Consider the following 24,296-nt stretch of genomic DNA (forward strand, 5'->3'; position numbering starts at 1 on the left):
TAAAATGTACGTCATAAAAAATTTTAGACGATTCTCGTAAGCTTGCCACAAGAGCATAAATTTTAAGAAATCGAGTTTTTACGAGATTCACGAACTCCTTTAAAGTTTTTGCAAATAATTAAATATGTGAGTAAAAATAAAATTCTAAGCACTTATTCTATTCTCTCTATAATTTTTTAGTTTTTTTTTAAAGAAGCTCTATTATATTATGTAAAATAGAACTCATTAAGCGTATTTGAAAAATTGATACTCAATCAATTATTTCAAATAGTATGTAAAATAGAAATTGATGTTTTGAACTTCTTAGGTTTTGATTATATCTTTTTTTCTTGGATAAAAAAAGAAACAAAAAAATCAAGTAGGTATTTTAAAAATCGATACTCAATCGATTCTTTAAAATAGTATATAATTTTGGAAACAATTAACGGCTCATTCACTATATTTTAGACTATTTAGCGTTAAGATAATGTCCTGTGGACATTATTAGCTAAGTACGATTTGAAACGTTTTTTCAATTAAGCACTTCCAATCAATTAACCACTACTCTATTGTATTTCATTCGAATCATCCACCGGATAATTCTCTTGAAATAGCCTATTGTTTTAACCAAAATTCTATAAGGTCAATTTAACTTCAGATTCTCTTTTTACATTAATTATTTCATCAAATCCATTTTTAAGAACTAACTTCTTTAAGGTAGTTATAAAGCGTCGTAATTCTCTATCTAAAATTGAATCATAACCATCACTATATTTATTAAATTCTCCAGGTAATAAATTCGATATTGAATGGTTTATTCCTTTAATAATAGTTGGAAAATCAATAATCTCTAAAATTCCATTTTCGGCTTTTGCTTCAACAGTAAAATTCCTTGCTCTACCAGCATAATCTATACTCACATCTTTCGTATTCATTCTCTTTTTTATTTGTTGAAACTGTAAATTTACATCCTCATTTATTTTGTTAGGAACTATAATATTTATGTTGCATTTATCATAATGTATAGATTCACTTACAAGTCCGTTATTTATAATATAGGTACAGACTGGTTTTACAAAATTTTCAAAGTAAACAGATGCCAATGTAGCAGATGGAAAAAAGTTAATTTCATCTTCTCTACTATCTGAAAACATTTCTCCACATTGCAATACAGCTTCATCAAAAGAATTTAAATCACTATTATCATATCTTGCAAGTGAAATACCTTTGAAATCAGATAGCAAATCAATTTCTTTATCAATTATAAAAGCACATTTAGAAGTGCCTAATCGTCCTGTAAAAAGTCCCAATTCAAATAATACATTATCCCTAGGTTTCATAACTTCTTGACCACGGATTTCTACTTTATCATCTTGACTTCCAATTAAAATCCCAAAGTCAAAACGTAACGACGCTTTTAATAAATCTGCTAAAAAATTATGATTAATTCTAAAAACTGCCGTATCCCAAACATTATCATTCCAAATCGTAACATCAAAATCTTTTTCTAAAATATCTTTAGCGCGATTTGCCAAAGTCAATTCTTCCGAAGATGACCCAATAAAAATCTTCTTTCTATGCATAAACCACAGATTTACTTAAATCAACAAGAATTCCTTCTACTTCGTTCATCAAAAGTTTTAAGTTTTGAAGCTTTTGAGAATCATATCTAAAAATATATTCGCTCTCATCTACAGATTTAAGTATATCACTATGAGTGCTGCCAGTCGTTAAACTATTCAATTGTGAATAAATAATCGGAACTAATTCATAAAAAGATGAATTCTGATATTTAGAAGTTGAAATATCATAGCAGATTGCATTAATATCAAAACTACTTAATTTGATATCGAAATCTGAATCAGCTTTTACGTTTTTTAAAAACCTAATCATTTTATTTAATCGTCCATTTGTAAATGAATTTCTACTTGTTATTCTAGTTATACTCAAGAAAGGATAACCGACAGGTCCTTTGGAATTTTCGTCTTTGTTATAAACCTGAATACCTCTATTGTCCCCTTTTCCATTAATTATTGAAAAAGTACTATCATACCAATTTGCAATCACAGTATCCACCTCTCGATTAAGGTCTAAATTTTTAATTTTAATTGCTTTTGGTTTTGAAATATCACAAATAGAATAAATCGAATCAAGTATTCTTTCACTATCTAATCTATTGCTTCTCAAATCTTGTAAAGAATCGCCTGTATAATTACTCACTCTTGTTTCACGTTCAAGCATTTCAACTTGATTAAGGCTAAATTTATTTTTTTGGGAATAATCATTCAAAATACTGTTTACTTTTAAACTATCCCAATTATAGAATTTATCACAAATAACAAGTAAATCAATATCGCTAATTCCTTTTATATGAGTATTAGTCATAACAGAACCTTGATATTTGTATTTTACATTTTGCAATTCTTTAGATAAATGACCCTTAACTCTTTCACCAGCATCTTTACTTTTCTTGGTATATTCTGGTGGAACACCTTTCATTGCAGTTCTAACATATACAAGTATTTTATTATAAGAGATTGTTGATAATTCATCTCTAAATGATTTTTCAAATAATAAATCATCAGGATTAAGCCTAGATTTAATATTTTGCGCTAAAATTTTATAATTTCTTTCCATTACTTTTTACGAATTTCTTTAATAGTTGTTTTTTTATGCTTGTCGGCATATCTTTTTGTAACATAGCGTCCGGTCCCTGCATCTCTATGTCTTGTAACTGTTTTTTTCTTTTTCATAACTTAAATATAGTATGTTAATACAATTTCACGTTACAAATAAACAACCACATGGCGCACTCTATTTGCGCCATAAAAAAAATCTTAATTTTAGTAATTTTTAAGTGTGTTTTTAAGAATTTCTGTAATTTTTAATCGAAGACTTTCAGGCTCTAATACCTTTACAGAATTACCATAACTTAATATCTTTGAGTGAAGTTCATGAAATGGTATTACTTTGAAAGAAAATATCATTTTGCCATTTTCCTCTTTTACTAATTGTTGCGATTTATGAATTGGTGAAGAAATTAAATATTTACCTCTCCATGAATCAAATTCTAAAACAACATCTTCTGCATCTCCATTAGGCACTGCAATACCAAATGCATGATTAAAATATTTATCTGCGTCAAAATCTGTAATTATCTCACATTTAATTTCGGTCAATGCAAAATCTAATATTCTATCAAGAGCAAAAATTGTAACATATTTTTTACCTTCTATTTTTGCAATCAAATACCAGAGATGGTCATATTCTTTTAATAAAATTGGAGTAACTATATGATTTTTGACTTCTTCAGAATTGTGCTTCTTGTAATTAAAATTAAATTTAAAATTTGTGTCAAATCCTGAAATTATTTCTGGTATCAATTCACTGCCTTGAAATTTCGGAAAGTTCTCTGGCTGTATAGTTATTCTATTGGATGCTTTTTGTTGACTAGCTTCTATTTTCACAGCGTCAATAACCTTATCAATAGCGTTAGTGAAATCCTTAAAAATCCCAATCTCTTTATAATGAGCTATATTTTTAGTGTAAAATAACAATGCATTTAATTCATCATCTTTTAATTCTATTGCAGGAAATATATCGTCAACATCATCAGGATAGTAGTATGCTTTTTTTTGATGGGAGTATTCAATTGGAGCATGTAGTTCCATTTGCATATCTCTTATATCCTTGTTAATTGTGTTAGATGCAACTGTAATGTCATGCCTTTCATAAAGTTTATCTATAATTAAATTAGTCTTAACATAATCATTATCTCTTAAAAGTCTGTCGATAAATCGATGTCTTATATATGCGTTTTTGTTACTTGGCATAGGCTAATTCCTTAAAGTGTTCATAAACCATAACCATTGCGAGAGTATCTAACTCACAATACTTGAATAAAGCTTTACTTAATTCATCTATCTCTGCTTGAGTCATATCTGTATATTGCATTTTACTATATGTTGTCAATGCAGTTCCTCCATCTGCAATTCCTTCAATTTGGGAAAGTGTGTTTTGTAATGCATCTTCTGTCCAATCCTCAAAAACTGGAGGTAATAATTTATAAGGATTTAGCACATTCCCATTCTCTTGTTTTAGCCATATATGATTATCAGAAAAATTAATGCTTGTTAGATTTATTTCACCAATTGATTGAGAATACTTTTTTAAAAGATAGGGACTTGAATTAATTGAAGCAGGTAAAACTTCTTTAAGCGAGTTTGAACCTTTAGTAAGAGGGTTATAATAATAGCGTTTCTCTAATTCCCACAAATCAAACATATCTCTTTCTCCAGCCCATTTAATTGTACTTTCGCGTTTGGAATGTGAAATGGTCTGGATAAAACTCATTAAATCTTCTTTATCAGGTTCATCAGAATCCTTTAATTGAATATAAATTGCGTTCAAGATTGTGTTTTCATGATGTGAATATCTCAAAATAGTTCCTTCATTATTACTTAAAGCATCTCTTAAAGCTCTAACAAATTTAAAATTTGGAAACTCTCCAATCGTATTATTTATGTACTGATTAGCATGTTCTATATTACCCTTTTCATGATATACATGATGAGAAAATTGAAAGGCTACCTGTTCATATGGTTTTAGTCCTTTATTAAATGGTAATGCCGACATGCTAGTTTCAAAATCAATAAAATGCAAAGGGAATTTCCACTTTTCTAATTCACCTTTTAAACCATCTTTGTCAACATAGTAGGAAGAGTCATTATTTATTTCTTTTTCAATTTGTAACCATTGTCTATTAGATGTTGTAAGTTTTTCAGCTTCTACTTTCAACCCAATATTATCTTCAGTCAAATCCTTTTTAAATACAATTCCATCTTGAAATAATTTATTCCCTTTTCTGAAATCGTATATGTCAAATATGTTTGGTTGGTTAAACTCTTTTTCTCCCCACTTATGCTGTTTACTAAAACATTCATCGAAACCAGATTTCAATTTTACGTTATTACTTTCACTTAATTTAAATTCACAATTCTTGCAGGCACTAAAAGAAGTTGGCCAATTTGCATAGGTTTCATTTTCATATAATTCCTTGAATAATGAAATAGACTCTTGAAATGTCAAATCCCCACCATATTTATGTTTATTAGATTCAATGTCATCTATAATATCCGTAACATTTTTTTTACCTAAAACGGAATCACCTATTTCATTAATGGAATTGACCTTACTAATTATACCAGTGCGATTATTTCCTTTTTTGGTAATCCTAAATAATTGATTAAGTCCATCAATGCTCGCAGTTTTGGATTTATCAGCCATCATTATAAATGAACTTATTTTCCAATGTGGGTAACAAGATTGCATTACATATTTTTGAAATGCGACATCAAATAAATAGGGTTTCCAACCAGCAAGCATTTTGCCACTTTTACCAATAAATAGATAATCATCATCAGGTGAAAATGATTTGGATTTTACTTCAATCAAATCAATAACATTGCCCTTCTTCACTAAAATATCTGTTTTGATATATAGCCCTTCAAATAGAAAAGCAGCTTCATAAATTATTACATTCTCTTGTTTTAATAGGTTTTGAGTTAGATTCCAAGCCTTTTCATATTCCCAGGTATCCTCATCAATTAAGTTACCACCAGGATAATGCAGTCTTGCAAGTTCTTCAACTTGAAAACCACCTTGAGCTAATGCCTCTAAAAAAGAATCTTCATTTTTAGTATTAGCATATTCTTTATTACTAGTATAATAAAGTTTGTTAGGACATTCTAGTCCTAGCTTAAATCTTGATTTTGATAAAACTCTCATAATTTTAAATACAGTTTTTAACCATAGTAAAAACTACAGTCAGGTTATGCTGAATAATTAATTAAAGGGAGAGATTAAAATTACAAAATATTGTAAGAATTTATGTGAGGTAAAACCGTAATTATAAGAATGTTCTGTAATTTATAATCATTCCACACACATAACGCTTCACTCCTACGTCGTCGCATAAAAAGTGTTTATTCACAAAGTTAATATTGTTTTAGTGGAGTTCATGAATCTCGTATACTCGATTTCATTAACATCGCAGAAGAAACTGTTATAATAAATTTTTTAAAGAAACCGCAGTATGACAAAGCGTCAACGGGCTTATTCGCTAAAAAACCGTGTACATAATTCTATTCCAGAAATTTTTAGCTTCTATAATAAATCAAAGCTAATTTTAATTCCCTGTATCACCATGCCTGTTCCTATAATGGCAATAACCAATCCCATTATTTTACCAATTACAGAAATAACGTTATTACCCACTATTTTTACAATAAGATCGCTAGCTCTGAAGGTTAGATAGGTAATCAAGCTCATACTACCAAATATGGCAATTACTAAAAAGATATGAATGGTTTCAACGTTAGCCACAAAGTTCATGGCTGTAACAATGGTTCCGGGTCCAGCTAAAATTGGAATGGCCATTGGTGAAACCGCAATATCTTCTTTGGTATCGACATTATTAATGCTTTTTACATTGGATTGTTTGGACTGTAGCATTTCGAAACCAATAAAGAATATTAAGATGCCTCCCGTTATTTTAAACGCAGGAATACTGATATTAAACAGTTCGAATATGTATTTTCCTAAAAGAACAAATACCGTTACAATGATAAAAGCTATAATATTGGACCTTTTATTGATATCCCTTTTTGTTTCTTTATCTAAACCTTGTGTTAAAGACACAAAAACAGTCATGTTTGAAATGGGGTTTGTAATGGCAAAGAAACCAGTAAAAACGGTGATTGAGAATGTAATTAAATTATCCACTTTTATTTTAAAATTTGAATCGCAAAGAACATAAATTCCATCTGTTTGAACTACTGAAATTTACTTTATTTTAAATTACCTTACAAAGTATTGAAATTTAGCGTAATTTCTATAATATCTTATTTTAAGCTTAGCCTTCCCTACGCAAAACCTCTAAAGGCGAACTCCTTAAAACCGTTTGAATATTGCTTAATCCAATGCCCAAAACCAACAAGGTAATGCCTGGTAAAAAAACCACAAATGGAATCACGGAAGGTAAAAAGGGTTCTTCAAATATAAAAACCGCTAAGCATAAACTGCCTACCAATGCCAATAAAATGCCGACCAAGCTGCCTAAAAGTCCTAAAAACGTATATTCAAAAGCTGAAATTTGTAAAATCTGTTTGTTTTTGGCACCAAGGGTTCTAAGTAACACACTTTCTTTTATACGTTGGTATTTGCTGGTTCTTACCGAGCCTATTAAAACAATAATACCTGTAAGGATGCTAAAAAATGCCATAAAATTAATAACCCACGACACTTTATTTAATATATCTTCCACAAAGTTAAATACTTGTCTTAAATCTATAATAGACACATTGGGGAATTTACTAACCAAAGTGCGCTGTAAGTCTGCGGAAACCCTCTCGTTTGGAACTGAAGTTGTTAACACATTAAATTGTGGCGCTTCTTCTAAAACACCTTTAGGGAAAACAATGGAAAAATTGAGTTGCATTTGCGCCCAATCAACGGCACGGATACTACCCACTGTTGTTTCTATTAAAACACCTTGAATATTAAAAACTACGGCATCTCCAACGGTAATGTTGGCATCGGCTGCTAAATTATCGGAAATGGAAATCACTACGGGATCATTGGCATTTAATTTGGGCGTCCAAATTCCTTTTATTATGGCTTCGGAAGTTGTAAGCGTATCGCGATACGTGGTTCTAAATTCATGGTTTAAAACCCAACGTCTTGTTTGAGGTGCACTATCTTGACGAATATCATTCACCAATCGACCCTTAATACTATGCATGCGCATGGTAACCAACGACATATTATTAAGTAAGGGTAAGCCTTTTGCTGTTATGCTTTGTACCACATTACTGCGTTGTTCGGGTTGAACATCCAAAATAATCATATTTGCATGTTGTGTGGTCTGCCCTAGTTCGACTTTTGATAATAAAATATCTTTTGTAAAATATAAGGTGCTAATTAAAAATGTGCCTAAACCAATAGCAACGACCAAAACCACCGTTTGATTGTTTGGTCTGAATAAATTAAGTAAACTTTGGCGTGCTGTAAAATTCCAATGCTTTGGAAAAAACCGTTTGATCATCTTAATATAGCCTAAAGCAACTCCTGCTAAAAGGATAAATGTAATGACTGAAGCCACAACAAATACGAAAGCGTATAACAGATTTTGAATCAGCCAAAAGGCGAATAAAAACAAGAATACCAAAATAGCGCCAAATACCAAAAGACGTATTTTTAAGGGCTCTTGTTCGGCATTTTCATCAACACGCAATACCTCTAATGGCGACACATACCACGTACGGAGCAATGGTAAAAGCGCGAATAAAACAGACATAAACAGTCCTAAAAACACACCTATAAATAGTGGTTGGGCAGAAATAGAAATGTCTAGCGCAAACGGTAAAAAATCTTTTAACAAATATGGAAATAGGGTTTGAAGCCCAATGCCAATAATAGAACCTATTAAACCACCAATAATACCAATGGCTGCAATTTGAATCAGGAAAATAATAAAACTTTGAAGCCGAGAAGCACCCAAACATTTTAAAACGGCAATGGCTTTTAATTTCTCTTTAATATAAATACTTACAGAACTGGCAATACCTATGCAACCTAAAAGTAAGGCGATAAAAGCGGCTAAATTCAAGAATTTACCAACATTTTCATAGCGTCTTCCTAAGCGTCTTGTTGCATCTTTATGGGTTTTAATGTCCGCATTTTCAAATTCCAAAAGGGGTTCTAATTTGTTTTTAAACGGATTTAAATTTAAAGTATCAGAAGCCTTATAGAAATATTGGTATTCTTTACGACTTCCAAATTGTATGAGGTTTGTAGCTTCAACAAACCGATAAGGTATAACAACAGGTGGTGCCATCGCACTCGAAAAAGAAGAGCTTCCCGGAATAGATTTCAATGCGCCGGAAATGGGCAGTGATATGTCGCCAATTTTTATAGAATCGCCGGGTTTCACATTAAATTGAAGCATTAAAGCTGCATCCACCAAAGCGCCTCCGGATGCTTGATAAGCATTTGCAGCAGCTTCAGGAAGTGTTTGTGCTTTACCATAAAAAGGAAAATCGCCTTCCAAACCACGAACTTTAACTAGTTTAGTGCCTCCATTTTTAGGAAAAGCCACCATAGATACAAAGCTGATTTCGAAAGCATCAGGGTTTAAGGAATCGATAATCGCTTGGGCACGCTCCGTTGGTTCTTGCCTGGAGTCGATGATATAATCGGCTCCCATCATGGTTTTAGATTGACTCTGGATGTTATCTTTTAAATTGGTACTGAATAATTGAATGGAAACCACTGCGGCAATACCCAAAATAATGGATGCCATAAATAACAACAGGCGGCCTTTACTGGCTTTGGCATCGCGCCATGCCATTTTAAAAAGCCAAGTGATTTGCAAGCTTTGTTTTAGTATATTGTTTTTCACAGGACGCTTGTAGTTTGGTTGCTTACTATTGTTCCACCTTTAAGCCTTAAAATTTGTTGGGTTCTATGGGCTAGTTCCAAATCGTGCGAAATAATAACCAAAGTGGTTCCGTTTTCTTTATTTAAATCGAATAATAATTGAATGACTTTCTCGCCAGTTTCTTCATCTAAATTTCCGGTAGGTTCGTCTGCAAATAAAATAGAAGGCGCATTTGCAAAAGCCCGAGCTAAAGCCACACGCTGTTGTTCGCCACCAGAAAGTTGCGACGGATAATGGTGCACTCTGTCTCCTAAACCTACTTTTTCCAGTAAATCCACACTCTTTTTTGTAGCTTCCTTAGAGCCTTGCAACTCTAAAGGCACACTCACATTTTCAAGTGCTGTAAGCGTGGGTAACAATTGAAAATTCTGAAAAATAAAACCTACTTCCCTATTTCGTAACTGTGCGCGTTGGTCTTCGTTTAAAAGGCTTAAATCTTGTCCGCATAATTCAACAGTACCCGCATTTGGTTGGTCCAATCCGGCACAAAGCCCAAGCAATGTGGTCTTTCCACTTCCAGAGGGCCCAACAATTGAAAACGTTTGCCCTTTTTCAACATCAAAAGAGATATCGTGCAAAACAGTTAATTGTTTGTTACCACTGGTGTAAGTTTTCTCTAACCCAGTAATCTTTAATATCTTTGACATGTAAATTTTATTTTAAAAGATTGACTTATGTCCAAGGTTCAAAATTATCAATTGTATTTAACTGTACCAACTAGAAAAGCAGCTAAACTCTTAAAGTTTTGTTATTTTATTTTAGTGCTTTTACTGGTGTCTTGTGGTGAAACTAAAACTAAAAACACAGCGGAAACCCAACAAGATTTAGAGCAAGTAAAAGACACCTTGGTAAAAAACAAGGCAACAAAAACGATTTTATGTTTTGGTGATAGCATTACGGCAGGATATGGTTTAGATGATACAAATGATGCCTATACAGGCGTTTTACAGCAACGTATTGATTCGTTAAACTTGGATTATACGGTGATAAATTCAGGTGTAAGTGGCGAAACAACTGCTGGCGGGAAAAGTAGAATTGATTGGGTGATAAAACAAAAACCTACCATTTTTATATTGGAACTTGGTGCCAACGATGGGTTGCGTGGTGTTCCAATTACAGAAACACAATCCAATTTACAGGCCATTATAAATGTAGTCAAGGAAAAAAGTCCAGAAACCACTATTATTCTTGCAGGTATGCAATTACCACCAAATATGGGACAAGATTATACCGCAAAATTTAAGACCGTTTTCAAGGATGTTGCGGCACAAAATAATTTAAAATTTATTCCTTTTATTTTAGAAAATGTGGGGGGTATAGCGTCTTTAAATCAACGGGATGGTATTCATCCGAATAAGGAAGGTCATAAAATAGTAGCCAATAACGTTTGGGAAGTTTTAAAGCCTTTGCTTTTATAGCTTTATGGTTTTTGTTTTGTCTTTAAAAAAGAATTATATCATGTATTCCTTTTAGCTTTCATCTCCTGAAACAATTCCTTAAACAAACCACGAGCAATCAGTACTTTCATAATTTCGTTGGTTCCGGCATAAATTCTGGCCACTCTATTATCGGCATACATGCGGGCAATTGGGTAATCCCACATATAGCCATAACCCCCAAATAATTGCAGACATTCATCAACGACTTTACCGTGCATTTCGGTTGCGGAATATTTAGCTATGGAAGCACTTTCAGCGGTAAGCTTATGGTTTGATAACAATCGTGTACAGCGGTCTAAAAAAGCTTGATGCACTTGCAGTTGTGCGGCACATTCGGCCAATTTAAACTGGGTGTTTTGAAAATTGGCAATGGGTTGTTTAAAAGCGGTTCTTGTGGAGGTGTATTCAATGGTTTTTTCGATAGCACCTTCTGCCCCACCAATAGCGGTAAGTGCCACTGTTAAACGTTCTCTGGCTAATTCTGTCATCATTATTTTAAAACCCAAACCTTCTTCGCCCAATAAATTTTCTTTTGGAACTTTTACGTTATCAAAAAACAATTCGCAGGTATCCTGGGCTTTCATTCCTATTTTTTTGAAAGGAATTCCTTTTTCAAAACCTTCAAATGCGCTTTCCATAATCAATAAAGACACAGCTTCTTTTTCTGTGCCATGGTGGGTTTTTACGGCTACAATGGACATATCGCTCATATAACCATTTGTAATGAAGGTTTTTTGCCCGTTTACCACATAATGGTCGCCTTTATCCACGGCGGTTGTTTTGATAGCTTGAAGGTCGCTGCCACAGTTCGGCTCGGTCATACCAAGGGCTGTAATGAGCTGGCCCGTGGCCATTTTTGGTAAGTATTTTTGCTTTTGGGCTTCGGTACCGTATTTTAATAGATATGGTGCAATAATATCTGAATGCAACGAAAAACCTGGACCATTAACGCCTTCTTTAGCCAATTCTTCAATAAATAAGGCACTAAAGCTAAAATCCAATCCACTTCCGCCGTATTGTTCTGGTATATCAATACACAGCAAACCTAATTCTCCCGCACGTTCCCAAATGTTTCGGCTTACCATTCCGTTTTTTTCCCACTCATCGGTATGATCAAGAATTTCATTTTTAATGAAATCCCGAATCATTTTTTGCATCATTTTATGTTCTTCTGATGCATATATTTTGCGTTCTAATAATACATTTTGTAACATAGCCTGTTCTTTTAAATTATTGATTCTTAATAATATCCCATTGAAATAATAAAGGTAACCATAAATCTCATTTCAAACACATTAGGCTACACTCCTATCATCATTATTTTAATGGCTGGTCTATTTTATAAATGGGAATTGTTGAATTACACACTTCGATGTCGTGACATTTTTAAAAACATAATCTCAATTACTATTTTTCTAAATAATTAGAAAACAGATTTAATTGTGTTAATTTTACCCGTTGTGCATTTTGAATGAAAATAATTTCAATATGTCAGTTCGAGTGATTTTGAGGAACGAAAAATTGTATCGAAAACCCATTTATGGTACAAAAATTATTATTCTCGATTTAAATTTTACTCAATTCAGTTGTAAAATTCACTCGAATTGACAGAACTTTGCCAAAATGCACAACGGGTTAATTTAACTTTTTATTTGATTTTTTATGATAAAAAGCGATGGTTTTTTTAATAAAAGTACGGGGCTTGTTCTCTCTGGGGGTGGTGTTAAAGGTATTGCTCACATTGGTGTTTTAAGAGCCCTTTTGGAACGGGGAATCTACCCAGAGTCCGTATCTGGCGTAAGCGCAGGTGCTTTGATAGCAGCCTTATATGCCGATGAAAAATCTGTAGAAGATATGCTTATGTTTTTTAAGGAAACGCCCTTGTTAAAGTACAATTTTGTAACCATAAACAAACCTGGACTTTTTGATACTGACAAGTACATACCTTTTTTTCAAGATTTCTTTTCATCAAGCAGTTTTGAAAATTTACACAGGAAATTAACTATTGTGGCTACCAATATGGAAAAAGGGGAGCCTCATTTTTTTAGCAAGGGCGATTTATTTAAACCGTTACTGGCCTCTGCAGCATTACCACCGGTATTTAGTCCGGTTTTAATTAAAGGAAGTCTTTATGCAGATGGCGGTATTATGAATAATTTCCCTATAGAACCATTAATGGGCGACTGCGATTTAATTATTGGCTCTTATACAACCTCAATGAAGGAGGTTACCAAAGGACAACTCAAGAGCTATTATCAAATCACACAACGCACAAATCTTTTAATGTTGCACGCCAATGCTAAAGAAAAACTTTTGATACCCGATTTACTTTTTAACCCCAAAGGCCTTGATAAAATTGGCGTATTGGATAAACGAGGCATAGAACAAGCTTATGTGTTAGGCTATGATTATGCATCAAAATTACTGGACACTAAGATTAAAATGTAATTGAATTATGGTTTTCCCTTGGAGGCGTTACGCATATAAGGGAATCGTATAACCGTAAAGCATTTTTTATTCTTCAAGTAAGTCTAATTTCCAACCAGGATTTGGTCTTTTTTCTTTCCAATCCCAATATGTTCCGTAAAAGTCGTCGTGAAGCATTGAATCGATTTCATTTTCTTCATCATAATCAACCAACATAACATCATCCCATTCTCCAAATTCAACAGTTGGGTCTGATGTTCCGTCTATTATATTAAGTACAGCGAAAAAAACGTCAGCGGTATTGCTTGCGAATACTTTTCTCAAAGCACTTTTTAAGGTCGGATTGATTTCTAGTTTTTCCAATTCGGATTTTTCCGATTCCGTTAATCCTCCGTTCGATGGATAATTTATTAGTTGGTTTGTTCTTTTATTTTCAAGGTGATTTACAGTATGGCTAGCGTTTTCCTCAATCAGTTGATGGATTGAAACTAAAAGTGATTTTTTATTGTTTTCAGATAATTTCATTGGCGGTTTTTCAAAATGAGGTGCAACTATGCGATTAAAGTCAAAATACTATTATGCTAAGGCTATTCCTTACATGTCCTCCATTAGGTCTTCAAGTTGTTTATCGGGCATTAACCAAATAAGCGCCACCAACACATAACAAGCTATAGATAGCCATGTGTTTACAAAAGCCAAAGGAATTGAAATGATATAAATCCCCACAGATATGTAGTCTTTAATCGTGCTCTTACACAGTTTGTTTAAAGCAAAATTTTCGTCGTGGTATGCAATCAATACACGCTCAAGAATAAAATAGGCAATAGCGCACATGAGTAGCACAAAGCCATAAGTGGCCACCGGTAAAGCAACGGTATGGTGACTTTGCTCGCCTATCCAGCTCGTTGTAAACGGAATGAGCGACAACCAAAACAATAAATGCAGATTAGCCCAAAGAATTTTTCCGTTTACCTTTTGGGTTACCTGCATTAAATGGTGGTGATTGTTCCAATACACGCCCAGATAAATAAAGCTCAACAAATAACTTATAAATATGGGAGCCACAGAAAGCAAACCTTTAAATGTGGTGTCTTCGGGGGCCTTCATTTCCAATACCATAATGGTAATAACAATGGCCAATACACCATCGCTAAATGCTTCTAACCTACCTGTTTTCATATTGTGCTTTTAATTGAGATTGTATTTTAATTTTCCTTTTAATAAGAATAAGTTTTTTTTACAGCTTATCATAATCTTTAAACTTGGGGCTCACTAAAGATTTCCATTCGGGGTGTTTTTTAATATAGGCAAATACATAGGGACAAAATGGCAACAGCAATTTACCTTGCTCTTTAATATAATTTAGGGTTTTCTCAACTATGGCAGAGGCAACACCACGCCCGCCCAAAGCTTTGGGAACCTCGGTGTGTATCAATGCGATTTTACTGCTCGTTTCTTTATATTCTATTACAGCGATGTGTCCATCGACTTTCATTTCGAAACTGTTGTCAGCTTCGTTTTTTACAAGTGGTATATTTCTATATTCGTCTTTCATATCGATAAATATAAAAAAAAATAGCTCAGTATACTGAGCTATTTTAAATGATTATTCTATGTGAATGAATGTATTGAACCATTCGAAACTAAAACGCATTATTTATCAAACAGTTTAGGCGATTGGATTATTCATAAATTTCAAGTTCCTTGCCAAGGATGATATCGCGGTTAGCAACAAATAAGCCTTCTTTCAAGTCGAGTTTAAGAATTCTATTGGGATTGGTCTGTTCAATTTTTAAACGGCAGGATTCCGTCAATAACGGATCGTTATCAAACACAAACGATTCAATTTTATATTCGGGTTTATTAGGCTCTTTTATAATCGGAAGAATTTGTGTAATCTCGTTACCAAACATATATTTTCCGGGTATAAAAGTGTAAAAGGTATAGCGTCCGTTGGCATCGGTTTTTACCCATCCACGGTGTTTTACATAGCGTTTTTTGTTGTGTCTTTTCAGTTCAAAATTACCATCTTCATCGGCTTGATGTATAAACAATAACACATTTTTTGCCGGTGTTTTTCCATCACTTTCATAAATGGTGCCCGTTATTTTTAATTTATTTGAGCGAGATACATAATCGGGAATGGTATCCACACTGTTTAATTGTTTTTCGGCGTAATCGTAAATCGGACTGCGCTTCTTGTAATTCTGCGGAATATCGTTTGAAGTATTATCGGTTTCCTGAGCATTTGCAGTTACTGAAAAGCTAATTAATAGCAATATGCATAGTGCATTCGAGAGGGTTTTCATGGAGTAATTATTTATAATCTATTCGAAATTAAATAATTATCACCTTGAAAAATAAAAAACTCGATTGAACTATGATATTTTACGATGAATAGATGAAATACATTTTTGTTATTTAAAAAGCAATACACCTATATGAAGCACTTTAATTTCGCTTCGTATAGACACTGTTGACGTGTTTCAGTATTGATAATACACAACGGATTTCGGGTTGTAAAGCCCCTGAAATATCATACTGAAACGTTTTAACTAACCTGAAGGTTTAACTTGCCCAGAATAGGAAATGGAACTTCGTGAAGCACCGATTAACTTCACATAGCTTTTTAAACTAGGGTACAGCGTAATGCTAATATTAAAGCGCTCAGATTTGCTTTTGGCATCAAACGAAATGGTATAATCATGCTGTTTACCTTGGGTAACCGTATAGTTTTCAACAATCCCTTTTAATTGAATGGCACCATCGCTTCCGCCATAACCTACATTGGTATGACGCTCGCCATAATACGGTAAATACGAGGTGATGCTATCGCCAGAAATAGTTAAAAAATTTGAATTTCCGATAAGGTTTATAGCACCCGTTGAGCTTCCTGCCGGCAACATCCCAGAATTGAGCACACGTTGCATAGCAGCCGTAGTTCGTGGAAAAGCCCAATTGGATTCAATGCTAAAGTTCTTGTTTTCCACTAAGGTTTCAAGCGCTTTAATTTCCTCGTCGGTAACTTTAGAGCTTGCCGATTTGCACGAAAAAAAAGCAATGGCAACAATTAGGGTTATTATGGATAAAGGTTTCATTTTTAAGCAATCTTAAGTGTGTTTCTAAATTACAAAATATCATTAAATTATTGTAATAACAGATTGTTAAAAATTTATAAAACGTATCGAATTAGCTCAAAACCTTTTTAATTTCGGCAACCCAATCTTGCATCGTTGTTGTATTGGTATTTAAAGCCAAACTTCTGTTTCCGTAAGGCGCATAAATATTTTCGTTGGTTACCGAAAAGAACCCTATTGTGGGCGTTTCCGAAGCGCTCGCCAAATGCATCACCCCGTTATCCGCAGCAATAAAAATAGCGGTGTTGTTTATTATGGCTCCCATTTCCCTAATATCCTTACTGTAAAAATGTTTGGCTTTAAAGTTGATTTTCGAAATGTTTTCAATCGGCAACATTTCAATAATATTAAAATCCGTTTCAAATTCGGTTTTCAAACGCGAATAAAACGTGTTCCACCAATCTTCAGAATAGCATTTATTACCCGTAGCATTGGTATAAATACAGATGGTTTGCTTGTCGTTTTTAACAATATCCGCAAGCAGTTTTTTACCGTTTTCAATTTCGGTGTCGCTTAACTTGATGTTTAAAGTGGGCACCTCGCTCCTATTTTCATCAAAGCCCAACTTGGTTAAATAATGCCTTAAATTATAAACGGGGTATTTTGCAATATGCTCGTAATCGTTATGCTTTTGTTTAATAGCTTCATTCACATCGCCAAAAACCTTGTAATCGGCATTTGAGATTTGCGTAAGCAAGCGTCCTGAAGATGAGTTTTTGTCGCCATTTATTACCAAATCGTAATGTTTTCTTTTGATTAAAACCCAGCATTTTACATACTTAAACAAATGGTTGAAAGGTTTTTTGGGAAGCTGAAAAATGGTTTTTATTTCTTTATAGTTTTCGAAAACCGGATATGCCACACCGCCTTTTACAAACAAATCGATGTCGCAATTTGGGAAAGTATCAATAACTTCCTGTACAATGGGCGTTAAAAGCAGTTGATTGCCCAATCTGTGGTTGGGGCGAATGATTAAAATTTTTTTTATATCAACCTTTGTATTGGGATCAAATTTAGGCTCGGTTTGAGAACTACCAATATTTTTGGTAATAAAATGCATCAGCTTACGGCGAAATACATTTATTCTGTTTGGTACTTTCATCTATTTATTTTATAGCTGGCAAAATTACGAATAAGCTAAGAGTTCGCAAAACTTTAAAAGGCTATCAGTTTATAATGTGCAAAACAAACGGCCTTTTTAAATGCGCCGTGGTTTAAAGGTGCGTTTGGTGTTTATAAAATACACACCGGTTAACAAAACAACGGCTGCAACCATAGATTGCGTTGTAATCTGTTCGTTTAAAATCCACCATCCCAATATTAAAGCAATTATGGGGTTTACATAAGTTGATGTTGCCACTTTTTCGGGTGAGACTTCTTTTAACAGAAAGTTAAAAGCGGTAAACGCCACGATGCTTCCAAATAGAATAAGCCCTACCATAGCCCATTGTACATCGCTTTGCCAATGGTGGGGCAACGACCAAGGTTCGTTTAAAATAAGGCTAATAACACCCAGCATCAAACCACCGGTTAGCATTTGGTAGCCCGTATTTACAAAGGAGTTTTTTGGTAAATCTGCTTTTCCAACAAAAATACTGGCATAAGCCCAACTTAGCATACACGCAAAAATTAAAACCATACCTAAAACCTGCCCTTCCTGACTTATAATTTGTTGCTGACTGACCAAAAGAAAGATGCCCACAAAACCCAATATGACACCTATGTAAGACATGAGCGCAATGCGTTTGCCATAAAGCAGGCGCATCATAATAAGAACTACCAATGGTTGTGCTGAAATCTCTAAGGCAGCAAAGCCGCTATCCATATATTTTAATGCCAAAACAGCAAGTCCGTTGCCCAACGTTAAAAACAAGAACCCGGCAATGGAAGCGTTTAACAATTGCTTTTTTGAAATTTTAAGACTGACTTTTAGCGATTTAGCGATTAGAAAAATAATGGCTCCTGCCACTAAAAACCTAACTGCAGCCAGAAAAAAAGGCGGTAAATGCGAAACGGAAATTTTGTTAAGCAAATACGTAGAACCCCAAATAACGTATATGGCGAAAAATGCCAATATTATAAGAATAGTTTTTCGGGGTAAACTCATACCATATTTTGAGTTTAAAATGTTTAAAGGAAGTGAAAACTAGATTTTCTTTACTCTAACAGCGTTCATGCCTTTTTGTCCGCGTTCAAGTTCGTAAGTAACTTTGTCGTTTTCGGCAATTTCATCAATTAAACCGCTCACATGAACAAAATATTTTTCTTGATTGATACTATCTAAAATAAAACCAAAACCTTTTGAATGATCAAAAAACGAGACCTTGCCTTCTTTGGCCGTTGGCTCCTCTTCTACTCTATCTTCTTTTTTAGGAATGCCCAACTCAATGCTTTCTGCTTCTACTTTTTCGCGCATGGCTGGATCTGGTGGCGTATCGGTTAAATTACCATTAAAATCAACATAAGCAAACTGAATACCTTGTGGGTTTTCCTTAGCTTCGGCTCTACGAGCCTCTTTCTTTTTTTGCTTTTCTTCTCTTTTCTTTAAGCGTTTTTTTTCTTTTTCAATTTTGTTGAATGTAACTTGCGATTTTGCCATAGTTTATATTATCCTGTAAATTTTAAAAATTAGTGTGTAAAGATACGCCTTATTTTTATGATGCTATAATAATCATCGTATTAATACTGATTCAGCCATAAAAGTATTTACAAACCGATGCCCTATTAAATGCACCATAGCGTTTGTGGAAAACGAAAATCTTCAGAAGTTAAGAACCTAATAATCTTACTCTATTCGTTTGGCATGTGTTGTGAACGATAATCCTTGTTGCCCCATAGTGGACGTCATTATGCCTTCAAACAAAGGTTCCGGGCAATTCCGCGGTATTTTCCATTCTAAAATATAATTGGAACCTGTGCCTCCAGAAACGTCAACTTCGTCTATAATAATCTCTGTTGTTTCCATAGGCGCCAAAAATATGGGCGCATCAAAATATTTTCTAACCGACTTACCGTGCGTGTCAAAATACTCGGCTCTTAACAGGTAAATGGTGTCCGATTCGCTGGTATTTCGCATACTTACCATGGATGTTAAGTTGTGCGTTGTATGCTCGGACATACTATAAATTTGCGAGTAAATCGACAGATAGGATTTCCCGTATTCAAGCGAATCACTAGCTTTGAGGTTTACCGTTCTTTTCGACCAGTTTTCTGGGTTTAATGAACTGTTTTCTTTCTTTTCAGTACAACTAAAAAGTATAATAATTAATATTATGGGTAAATACTTGTGTTTCATTTAGTGCCCTGTTTTAGTATACGAATCCGTTTTATTGCGTTGCATCGGCCATTGAATGACTTAAGCTTACAATTTACTAAAATTAATTATTAATCATAACGAACATAAACGAAGACTTATAATAAAAAATTTCTTGAAACGAACTATCCCCGAAGCAGTCCCGATAGCTATCGGAGCATAGAGGTATTTGGCTCGTTCCATTTTGGTCTTAGGGCCAAAAATAGAAATTTTTTATTTAGATTCCCGATGCCTCGGGAATGACAATTTCAACGGAAACCCCGAAACAGGGCCTCGAGGAATTCTTTTCGATTAATCTTCTGGCGGATAACCGTGGATTTGCTCAAAAACTTCATCAAAATTTGACCGCAAATAAGAGTTAAGCTTTTTCTTGTAATCGCCCTTAAGCCATTCAACAAAATTAAAGGTACTTTTGCTAATGCATTTGGTGTATCTGCCAATTCTAAAATCGATATCGTCTCCCAGCATTTTGGCTAAAGCCAATGCATCGTAAACATCTTCGCTGTTTTCTATACATATTTTGGCATGCTGCTCGATGGAACGCTCTAAAACCACTTTTGAGGACTCTCCCGCTCTAACAGAATCGACATAGGTTTTTTGAATATCGAAATACACTTCTTTCGATTTTGAAAATTCTGCGCGCAATTCATCGGGCATTTCATATCTGAAATTGCTTTCCAATTCCTCGTCACTCAATAAAGCATCGAGATAGTAATACGGCGATCTAAATATTTTTTGCCAATCCAAATCGTCGCCCCAAGCGCCAAAACGGTGGAAATTGTTTCCTAAATCAATAACATCAAAAGTCTTTTTATCCTTTAAAACACGCGAGCCACGACCAATCATTTGGTAATACAGCGTTAAGGATTTTGTGGCACGGTTTAAAATAATGCTTTCAACGGTGGGCTCATCAAAGCCGGTTGTTAAAATACTTACCGAAGTTAAAATCGCATCGGGTGTTTTTTTAAACCATTTTAAAATTAAGGCACGCTCTTTTTTGGTATTGGTATTATCTAAATGCGCTATCGGGTAACCAGCTCGTCTAAAGGTGTCGTAAACGTGCAACGAGGTGTTGATACCGTTATTGAAAATTAATGTTTTTTTACCTTTGGAACGTTCTTCGTAAGCTTGAATCAATTTAGTAAGCATGTCGTTATCTGTATATAAATCTTCTGAAGATTTTACAGTATAATCGCCATTGGCACCAACCACCAACGAGGTTAAACCCACATTGTACGAGTACATGTTGGCACGTGCTAAAAAACCATTTTCAATTAAGGATTCAATACTTTCGCCAACAATTAACTCATCGTAATTATCGGTCATTGGCAATTCTATACTCGAACTTAAAGGTGTTGCGGTTACACCTAAAATAAACGATTTGCTAAAAAACTTGAATAATTTTGTAAACGAGTTGTAATGCGCCTCATCAATAATAACCAATCCAATGTCCGATATATCCAGTTTATCGTCATTCAATCTGTTATTTAAGGTTTCAACCATCGCCACAAAACAGCTGTATTCCGCTTGGTCGCTTAAATCCGCCTTACTGTCTATTACCTTATTATGTACCGCAAATTCCGTTAGCATTTTCGAGGTTTGCTTGCATAACTCGATTCGGTGCGTCATAACAAGCACCTTTTTTTTGTGGTGTTTTAAATACTGCCTTACTATTTCGGAAAAAATTACCGTTTTACCACCACCAGTTGGGAGCTGATACAGCAAATGGTAGTCGTCTGGAGATTCTTCAAACGCAGTAAAAATTTTATCAATGGCCCCCTTTTGATAACTATAAAGGTCTTTACCAGCTTTTCTTTCTTCTAATTCTACAGTGGATACTTTCGACATATATTTGATTTTCAGACGTGCAAAAATAACACCTTTAAAGGGTTTTTGTTGCATGATTCCCGGTAAAATTAAAAATGAATTTTTTCAACCATTATAAAAATCTGTATCTTGTTGAAAATGGCATTGTTATAAATATTTTTCAGCTTTTTTTTAAGTTAATGTGTAACAAAATCTGGTAATGCCCAACTAACAACGTATTATAACAGTTCGTTGATAAACGAATCTTTTAATCTTAAACCATTTATATGAAAACAACAGTTTTAAAATTCAGCGGCGCTCTATTCTTATTTTTAGGAATGGTAACGCAGGTAAACGCTCAAGACATTGTAGGTGCTTGGGAAGGGAAATTAGCCGTACAAGGCACCGAAATCCCATTAGTATTTAACGTAGCCATGGAAGGCGATGCGTACACTTCAACCATGGATAGCCCATCGCAAGGCGCCACGGGCATCCCTATGGATGTCACCACTTTTGCCAATGATACGTTAACAATCAAATTTAATCAGGCTGGTATAAAATATGTTGGTACTTTTGCAGACAATACATTAACAGGAACATTTTATCAAGGACCAAACGAAATGCCATTAACACTTAACAAAACCGTTAAAACATTGCCGGGTAATACGGCTTTACCAACATCGGATGCCGATTTGGAAAAATTAGCCAATTGGGATCCCACGAATTATAAATATTCAGTTGAGGATTATTTTGCAAGACCCAAAGCGAGGTCGTTTAGTTTTTCACCAAACGGCACCTATTTGTCTTACCGCGAAAAAGATGAAAACAAAAAAAACCATGTTTACGTAAAACATCTTGAAACCGAAGAGGTTACTCGGGTTATTGAAGAAAAAGAAGAACTTATTAGAGGTTTTGGTTGGGCAAACGATTCGAGATTAATTTATGTTATGGACAAAGGCGGTAACGAAGATTACCACTTATTTGCCGTAGATGTAGATGGAAAAAACCAAAAAGAACTCACGCCTTTTGATGGTGTAAAAGTGAACATTCTTAATGGTTTAAAGGAAGATAAAGATCATATGATTATTTCTATGAATCAAAACAATCCTCAAATATTCGAACCTTATAAAATCAACATTGTAACGGGCGAGCTTAAGCAACTTTATAAAAACGAAGACGCCGCCAACCCGATTAATGGTTACGAGTTCGATAAAGATGGTAATTTACGTGGCTTTGCAAAACTTCGCGATGGTGTAAACATCGATTTGTACTACGCTACCGATGGCGATAACTACGAAGTTAAAAAACAATTAAGCTGGAAAGATACCTTTTCAATAATAAGCTTCAACTATGCGTCTGACAATCCGCATGAAGCCTATGTAATCTCAAATTTAGATAGCGATAAAACCCAAATCTATTTATACGATTTGAAAGAAGATAAGGTGATTAAAAAATTATTTTCGAATGATAAATATGATGTATCCAGTTTAGGATTATCAAGACATAGAGGTTACGAATTGGATTATTTCTCTTATGAAGGCGAAAAAAGAAACATCGTTCCGGTAAGTGATTATTTCAAAAAATTACATAAAAGAATCACCACTAAATTCCCGGGATATAATTATTCTATTCCTGATGTAACGGATGACGAAAGCAAGTATTTAATCTTTATACAAAGCGATAAATTATACGGCACCTATTACTCTTACGATCCTAAAAAAGACGAATTTAAATTGCTTTATAATTTAATGCCAAATCTTATTGAAAACGATATGGCCGAAATGCGTCCCATTACGTTTAAAAGTAGAGACGGTAAAACCATTCATGGGTATATCACCTTGCCACAAGCGGCTTTAAACGGAGAGAAAGTACCTGTTATTGTAAATCCACACGGTGGTCCACAAGGTATTAGGGATTCTTGGGGTTTTAATCCAGAAGCACAACTTTTTGCAAGTCGCGGTTATGCTACGCTACAAGTAAACTTTAGAATTTCCGGTGGCTACGGACGAGAATTTTTAGAATCCGGTTTTAAACAAATCGGTAGAAAAGCCATGGACGATGTTGAAGATGGTTTACAATATGTTATCGACAAAGGTTGGGTTGATAAAGATAATGCCGCTATTTACGGTGGTAGCCACGGCGGTTATGCCGTTTTACGTGGTCTAACCAAAACCCCAGATTTATACGCCTGTGGTGTTGATTATGTTGGGGTATCAAACTTATTTACCTTTATGGAAAGTATGCCGGCTTATTGGAAACCTTACCTAAAAATCATTAAGGAGATTTGGTATGATTTAGATGTTCCGGAGGAAAAAGCCATTATGGATGAAGTATCCCCTGTTTTTCATATTGATAAAATAAAGAAACCTCTTTTTGTGGTACAAGGTGCAAACGACCCTAGGGTTAATATCGATGAATCCGATCAAATTGTTGAAGCTTTACGCGCCAAAGGTGTTGATGTGCCTTATATGGTAAAGTATGATGAAGGCCACGGATTTGCAAAAGAAGAAAACTCGATCGCCCTTTACAAAGCGATGATGGGCTTTTATGCAAAACATTTAAAACAGGATGTTAAGCAGCCTTTAAAAGATTAAATTATTCATTTATTTATATTTAAAAAGACCTCTTAAATTTTTAAGAGGTCTTTTTGTTTTACACTATATTAAAATTGAATAAGAATCCGCTATTACTGAAAA

General features: G+C 34.2%; 21 protein-coding genes. 3 read left to right on the plus strand and 18 right to left on the minus strand.

The window, feature by feature from the left end; genetic code table 11:
- Window positions 1-614 precede the first annotated feature (614 nt).
- The 7 genes from ACN5J7_RS10915 to ACN5J7_RS10945 form a co-directional block, all read right to left on the minus strand.
- Window positions 615-1,562 carry an STING domain-containing protein gene (locus ACN5J7_RS10915; RefSeq protein WP_418603921.1) on the minus strand — a complete coding sequence of 316 codons (948 nt, stop codon included), beginning with the start codon at window positions 1,560-1,562 and terminating at the stop codon, window positions 615-617.
- Complete coding sequence (locus ACN5J7_RS10920) at window positions 1,555-2,616, minus strand: hypothetical protein (protein ID WP_418603922.1); 1,062 nt, start codon at window positions 2,614-2,616, stop codon at window positions 1,555-1,557. Before ACN5J7_RS10920 ends, ACN5J7_RS10915 begins: the two co-directional genes overlap by 8 nt.
- A gap of 206 nt (window positions 2,617-2,822) precedes the next feature.
- Entirely contained in the window at window positions 2,823-3,812 is a 990-nt protein-coding gene (locus ACN5J7_RS10925; RefSeq protein ID WP_418603923.1) for a helix-turn-helix transcriptional regulator, read from the minus strand.
- Window positions 3,802-5,766 carry a DUF2779 domain-containing protein gene (locus ACN5J7_RS10930; protein WP_418603924.1) on the minus strand — a complete coding sequence of 655 codons (1,965 nt, stop codon included), beginning with the start codon at window positions 5,764-5,766 and terminating at the stop codon, window positions 3,802-3,804. The genes ACN5J7_RS10925 and ACN5J7_RS10930 overlap by 11 nt, the downstream gene beginning before the upstream one ends.
- Window positions 5,767-6,144: 378 nt before the next feature.
- Window positions 6,145-6,762, minus strand: coding sequence for a MarC family protein (locus ACN5J7_RS10935; protein ID WP_311938176.1), 618 nt, complete (start codon window positions 6,760-6,762; stop codon window positions 6,145-6,147).
- A 130-nt stretch (window positions 6,763-6,892) separates the two neighbouring features.
- Window positions 6,893-9,388, minus strand: coding sequence for an ABC transporter permease (locus tag ACN5J7_RS10940; RefSeq protein WP_418603987.1), 2,496 nt, complete (start codon window positions 9,386-9,388; stop codon window positions 6,893-6,895).
- 47 nt (window positions 9,389-9,435) lie between these two features.
- Window positions 9,436-10,125, minus strand: coding sequence for an ABC transporter ATP-binding protein (locus ACN5J7_RS10945; protein WP_418603925.1), 690 nt, complete (start codon window positions 10,123-10,125; stop codon window positions 9,436-9,438).
- Window positions 10,126-10,152: 27 nt separating this feature from the next.
- Between ACN5J7_RS10945 and ACN5J7_RS10950 the strand changes: the two genes are divergently transcribed.
- Complete coding sequence (locus tag ACN5J7_RS10950) at window positions 10,153-10,896, plus strand: arylesterase (protein WP_418603926.1); 744 nt, start codon at window positions 10,153-10,155, stop codon at window positions 10,894-10,896.
- Between the two features lie 38 nt (window positions 10,897-10,934).
- On the opposite strand, the gene ACN5J7_RS10955 is transcribed toward ACN5J7_RS10950, so the two are convergent.
- The gene (locus ACN5J7_RS10955; RefSeq protein ID WP_418603927.1) at window positions 10,935-12,131 is read right to left on the minus strand and encodes an acyl-CoA dehydrogenase family protein; all 1,197 of its coding nucleotides are present in this window, start codon (window positions 12,129-12,131) and stop codon (window positions 10,935-10,937) included.
- A gap of 448 nt (window positions 12,132-12,579) precedes the next feature.
- On the opposite strand from ACN5J7_RS10955, the gene ACN5J7_RS10960 reads away from it, so the two are divergent.
- On the plus strand, window positions 12,580-13,365 hold the full coding sequence (locus ACN5J7_RS10960) for a patatin-like phospholipase family protein (RefSeq protein WP_311938168.1): 786 nt from the start codon (window positions 12,580-12,582) through the stop codon (window positions 13,363-13,365).
- Window positions 13,366-13,431: 66 nt separating this feature from the next.
- On the opposite strand, the gene ACN5J7_RS10965 is transcribed toward ACN5J7_RS10960, so the two are convergent.
- From ACN5J7_RS10965 to ACN5J7_RS11010, 10 genes are all read right to left on the minus strand, one after another.
- Window positions 13,432-13,869: a hypothetical protein gene (locus tag ACN5J7_RS10965; RefSeq protein WP_311938166.1), complete on the minus strand. Its 438-nt coding sequence runs from the start codon at window positions 13,867-13,869 to the stop codon at window positions 13,432-13,434.
- Between the two features lie 69 nt (window positions 13,870-13,938).
- The gene (locus ACN5J7_RS10970) at window positions 13,939-14,523 is read right to left on the minus strand and encodes a TMEM175 family protein (RefSeq protein WP_311938165.1); all 585 of its coding nucleotides are present in this window, start codon (window positions 14,521-14,523) and stop codon (window positions 13,939-13,941) included.
- A 58-nt stretch (window positions 14,524-14,581) separates the two neighbouring features.
- The gene (locus ACN5J7_RS10975) at window positions 14,582-14,899 is read right to left on the minus strand and encodes a GNAT family N-acetyltransferase (protein ID WP_418603928.1); all 318 of its coding nucleotides are present in this window, start codon (window positions 14,897-14,899) and stop codon (window positions 14,582-14,584) included.
- Between the two features lie 127 nt (window positions 14,900-15,026).
- Window positions 15,027-15,653 (minus strand): hypothetical protein, encoded by a 627-nt coding sequence (locus tag ACN5J7_RS10980; protein ID WP_418603929.1) that lies wholly within the window; start codon window positions 15,651-15,653, stop codon window positions 15,027-15,029.
- Between the two features lie 246 nt (window positions 15,654-15,899).
- Window positions 15,900-16,442 (minus strand): DUF4251 domain-containing protein, encoded by a 543-nt coding sequence (locus ACN5J7_RS10985; RefSeq protein WP_311938162.1) that lies wholly within the window; start codon window positions 16,440-16,442, stop codon window positions 15,900-15,902.
- A 91-nt stretch (window positions 16,443-16,533) separates the two neighbouring features.
- Window positions 16,534-17,583 (minus strand): glycosyltransferase family 9 protein, encoded by a 1,050-nt coding sequence (locus ACN5J7_RS10990; protein WP_418603930.1) that lies wholly within the window; start codon window positions 17,581-17,583, stop codon window positions 16,534-16,536.
- Window positions 17,584-17,679: 96 nt separating this feature from the next.
- Window positions 17,680-18,588 (minus strand): EamA family transporter, encoded by a 909-nt coding sequence (locus ACN5J7_RS10995; protein WP_311938159.1) that lies wholly within the window; start codon window positions 18,586-18,588, stop codon window positions 17,680-17,682.
- Window positions 18,589-18,627: 39 nt separating this feature from the next.
- Window positions 18,628-19,080: a cold shock domain-containing protein gene (locus tag ACN5J7_RS11000; RefSeq protein WP_311938158.1), complete on the minus strand. Its 453-nt coding sequence runs from the start codon at window positions 19,078-19,080 to the stop codon at window positions 18,628-18,630.
- Window positions 19,081-19,266: 186 nt separating this feature from the next.
- Window positions 19,267-19,776 carry a DUF3124 domain-containing protein gene (locus ACN5J7_RS11005; protein WP_418603931.1) on the minus strand — a complete coding sequence of 170 codons (510 nt, stop codon included), beginning with the start codon at window positions 19,774-19,776 and terminating at the stop codon, window positions 19,267-19,269.
- A 309-nt stretch (window positions 19,777-20,085) separates the two neighbouring features.
- A complete protein-coding gene (locus ACN5J7_RS11010; RefSeq protein WP_418603932.1) occupies window positions 20,086-21,642 on the minus strand; it encodes a DEAD/DEAH box helicase in 1,557 nt (518 codons plus the stop codon).
- A gap of 245 nt (window positions 21,643-21,887) precedes the next feature.
- Between ACN5J7_RS11010 and ACN5J7_RS11015 the strand changes: the two genes are divergently transcribed.
- A complete protein-coding gene (locus ACN5J7_RS11015) occupies window positions 21,888-24,194 on the plus strand; it encodes a S9 family peptidase (RefSeq protein WP_418603933.1) in 2,307 nt (768 codons plus the stop codon).
- The last annotated feature ends 102 nt before the right edge of the window (window positions 24,195-24,296 follow it).

The sequence above is a fragment of the Hwangdonia sp. genome, assembly GCF_048381975.1.
Taxonomy (GTDB): Bacteria; Bacteroidota; Bacteroidia; order Flavobacteriales; family Flavobacteriaceae; genus Hwangdonia; species Hwangdonia seohaensis.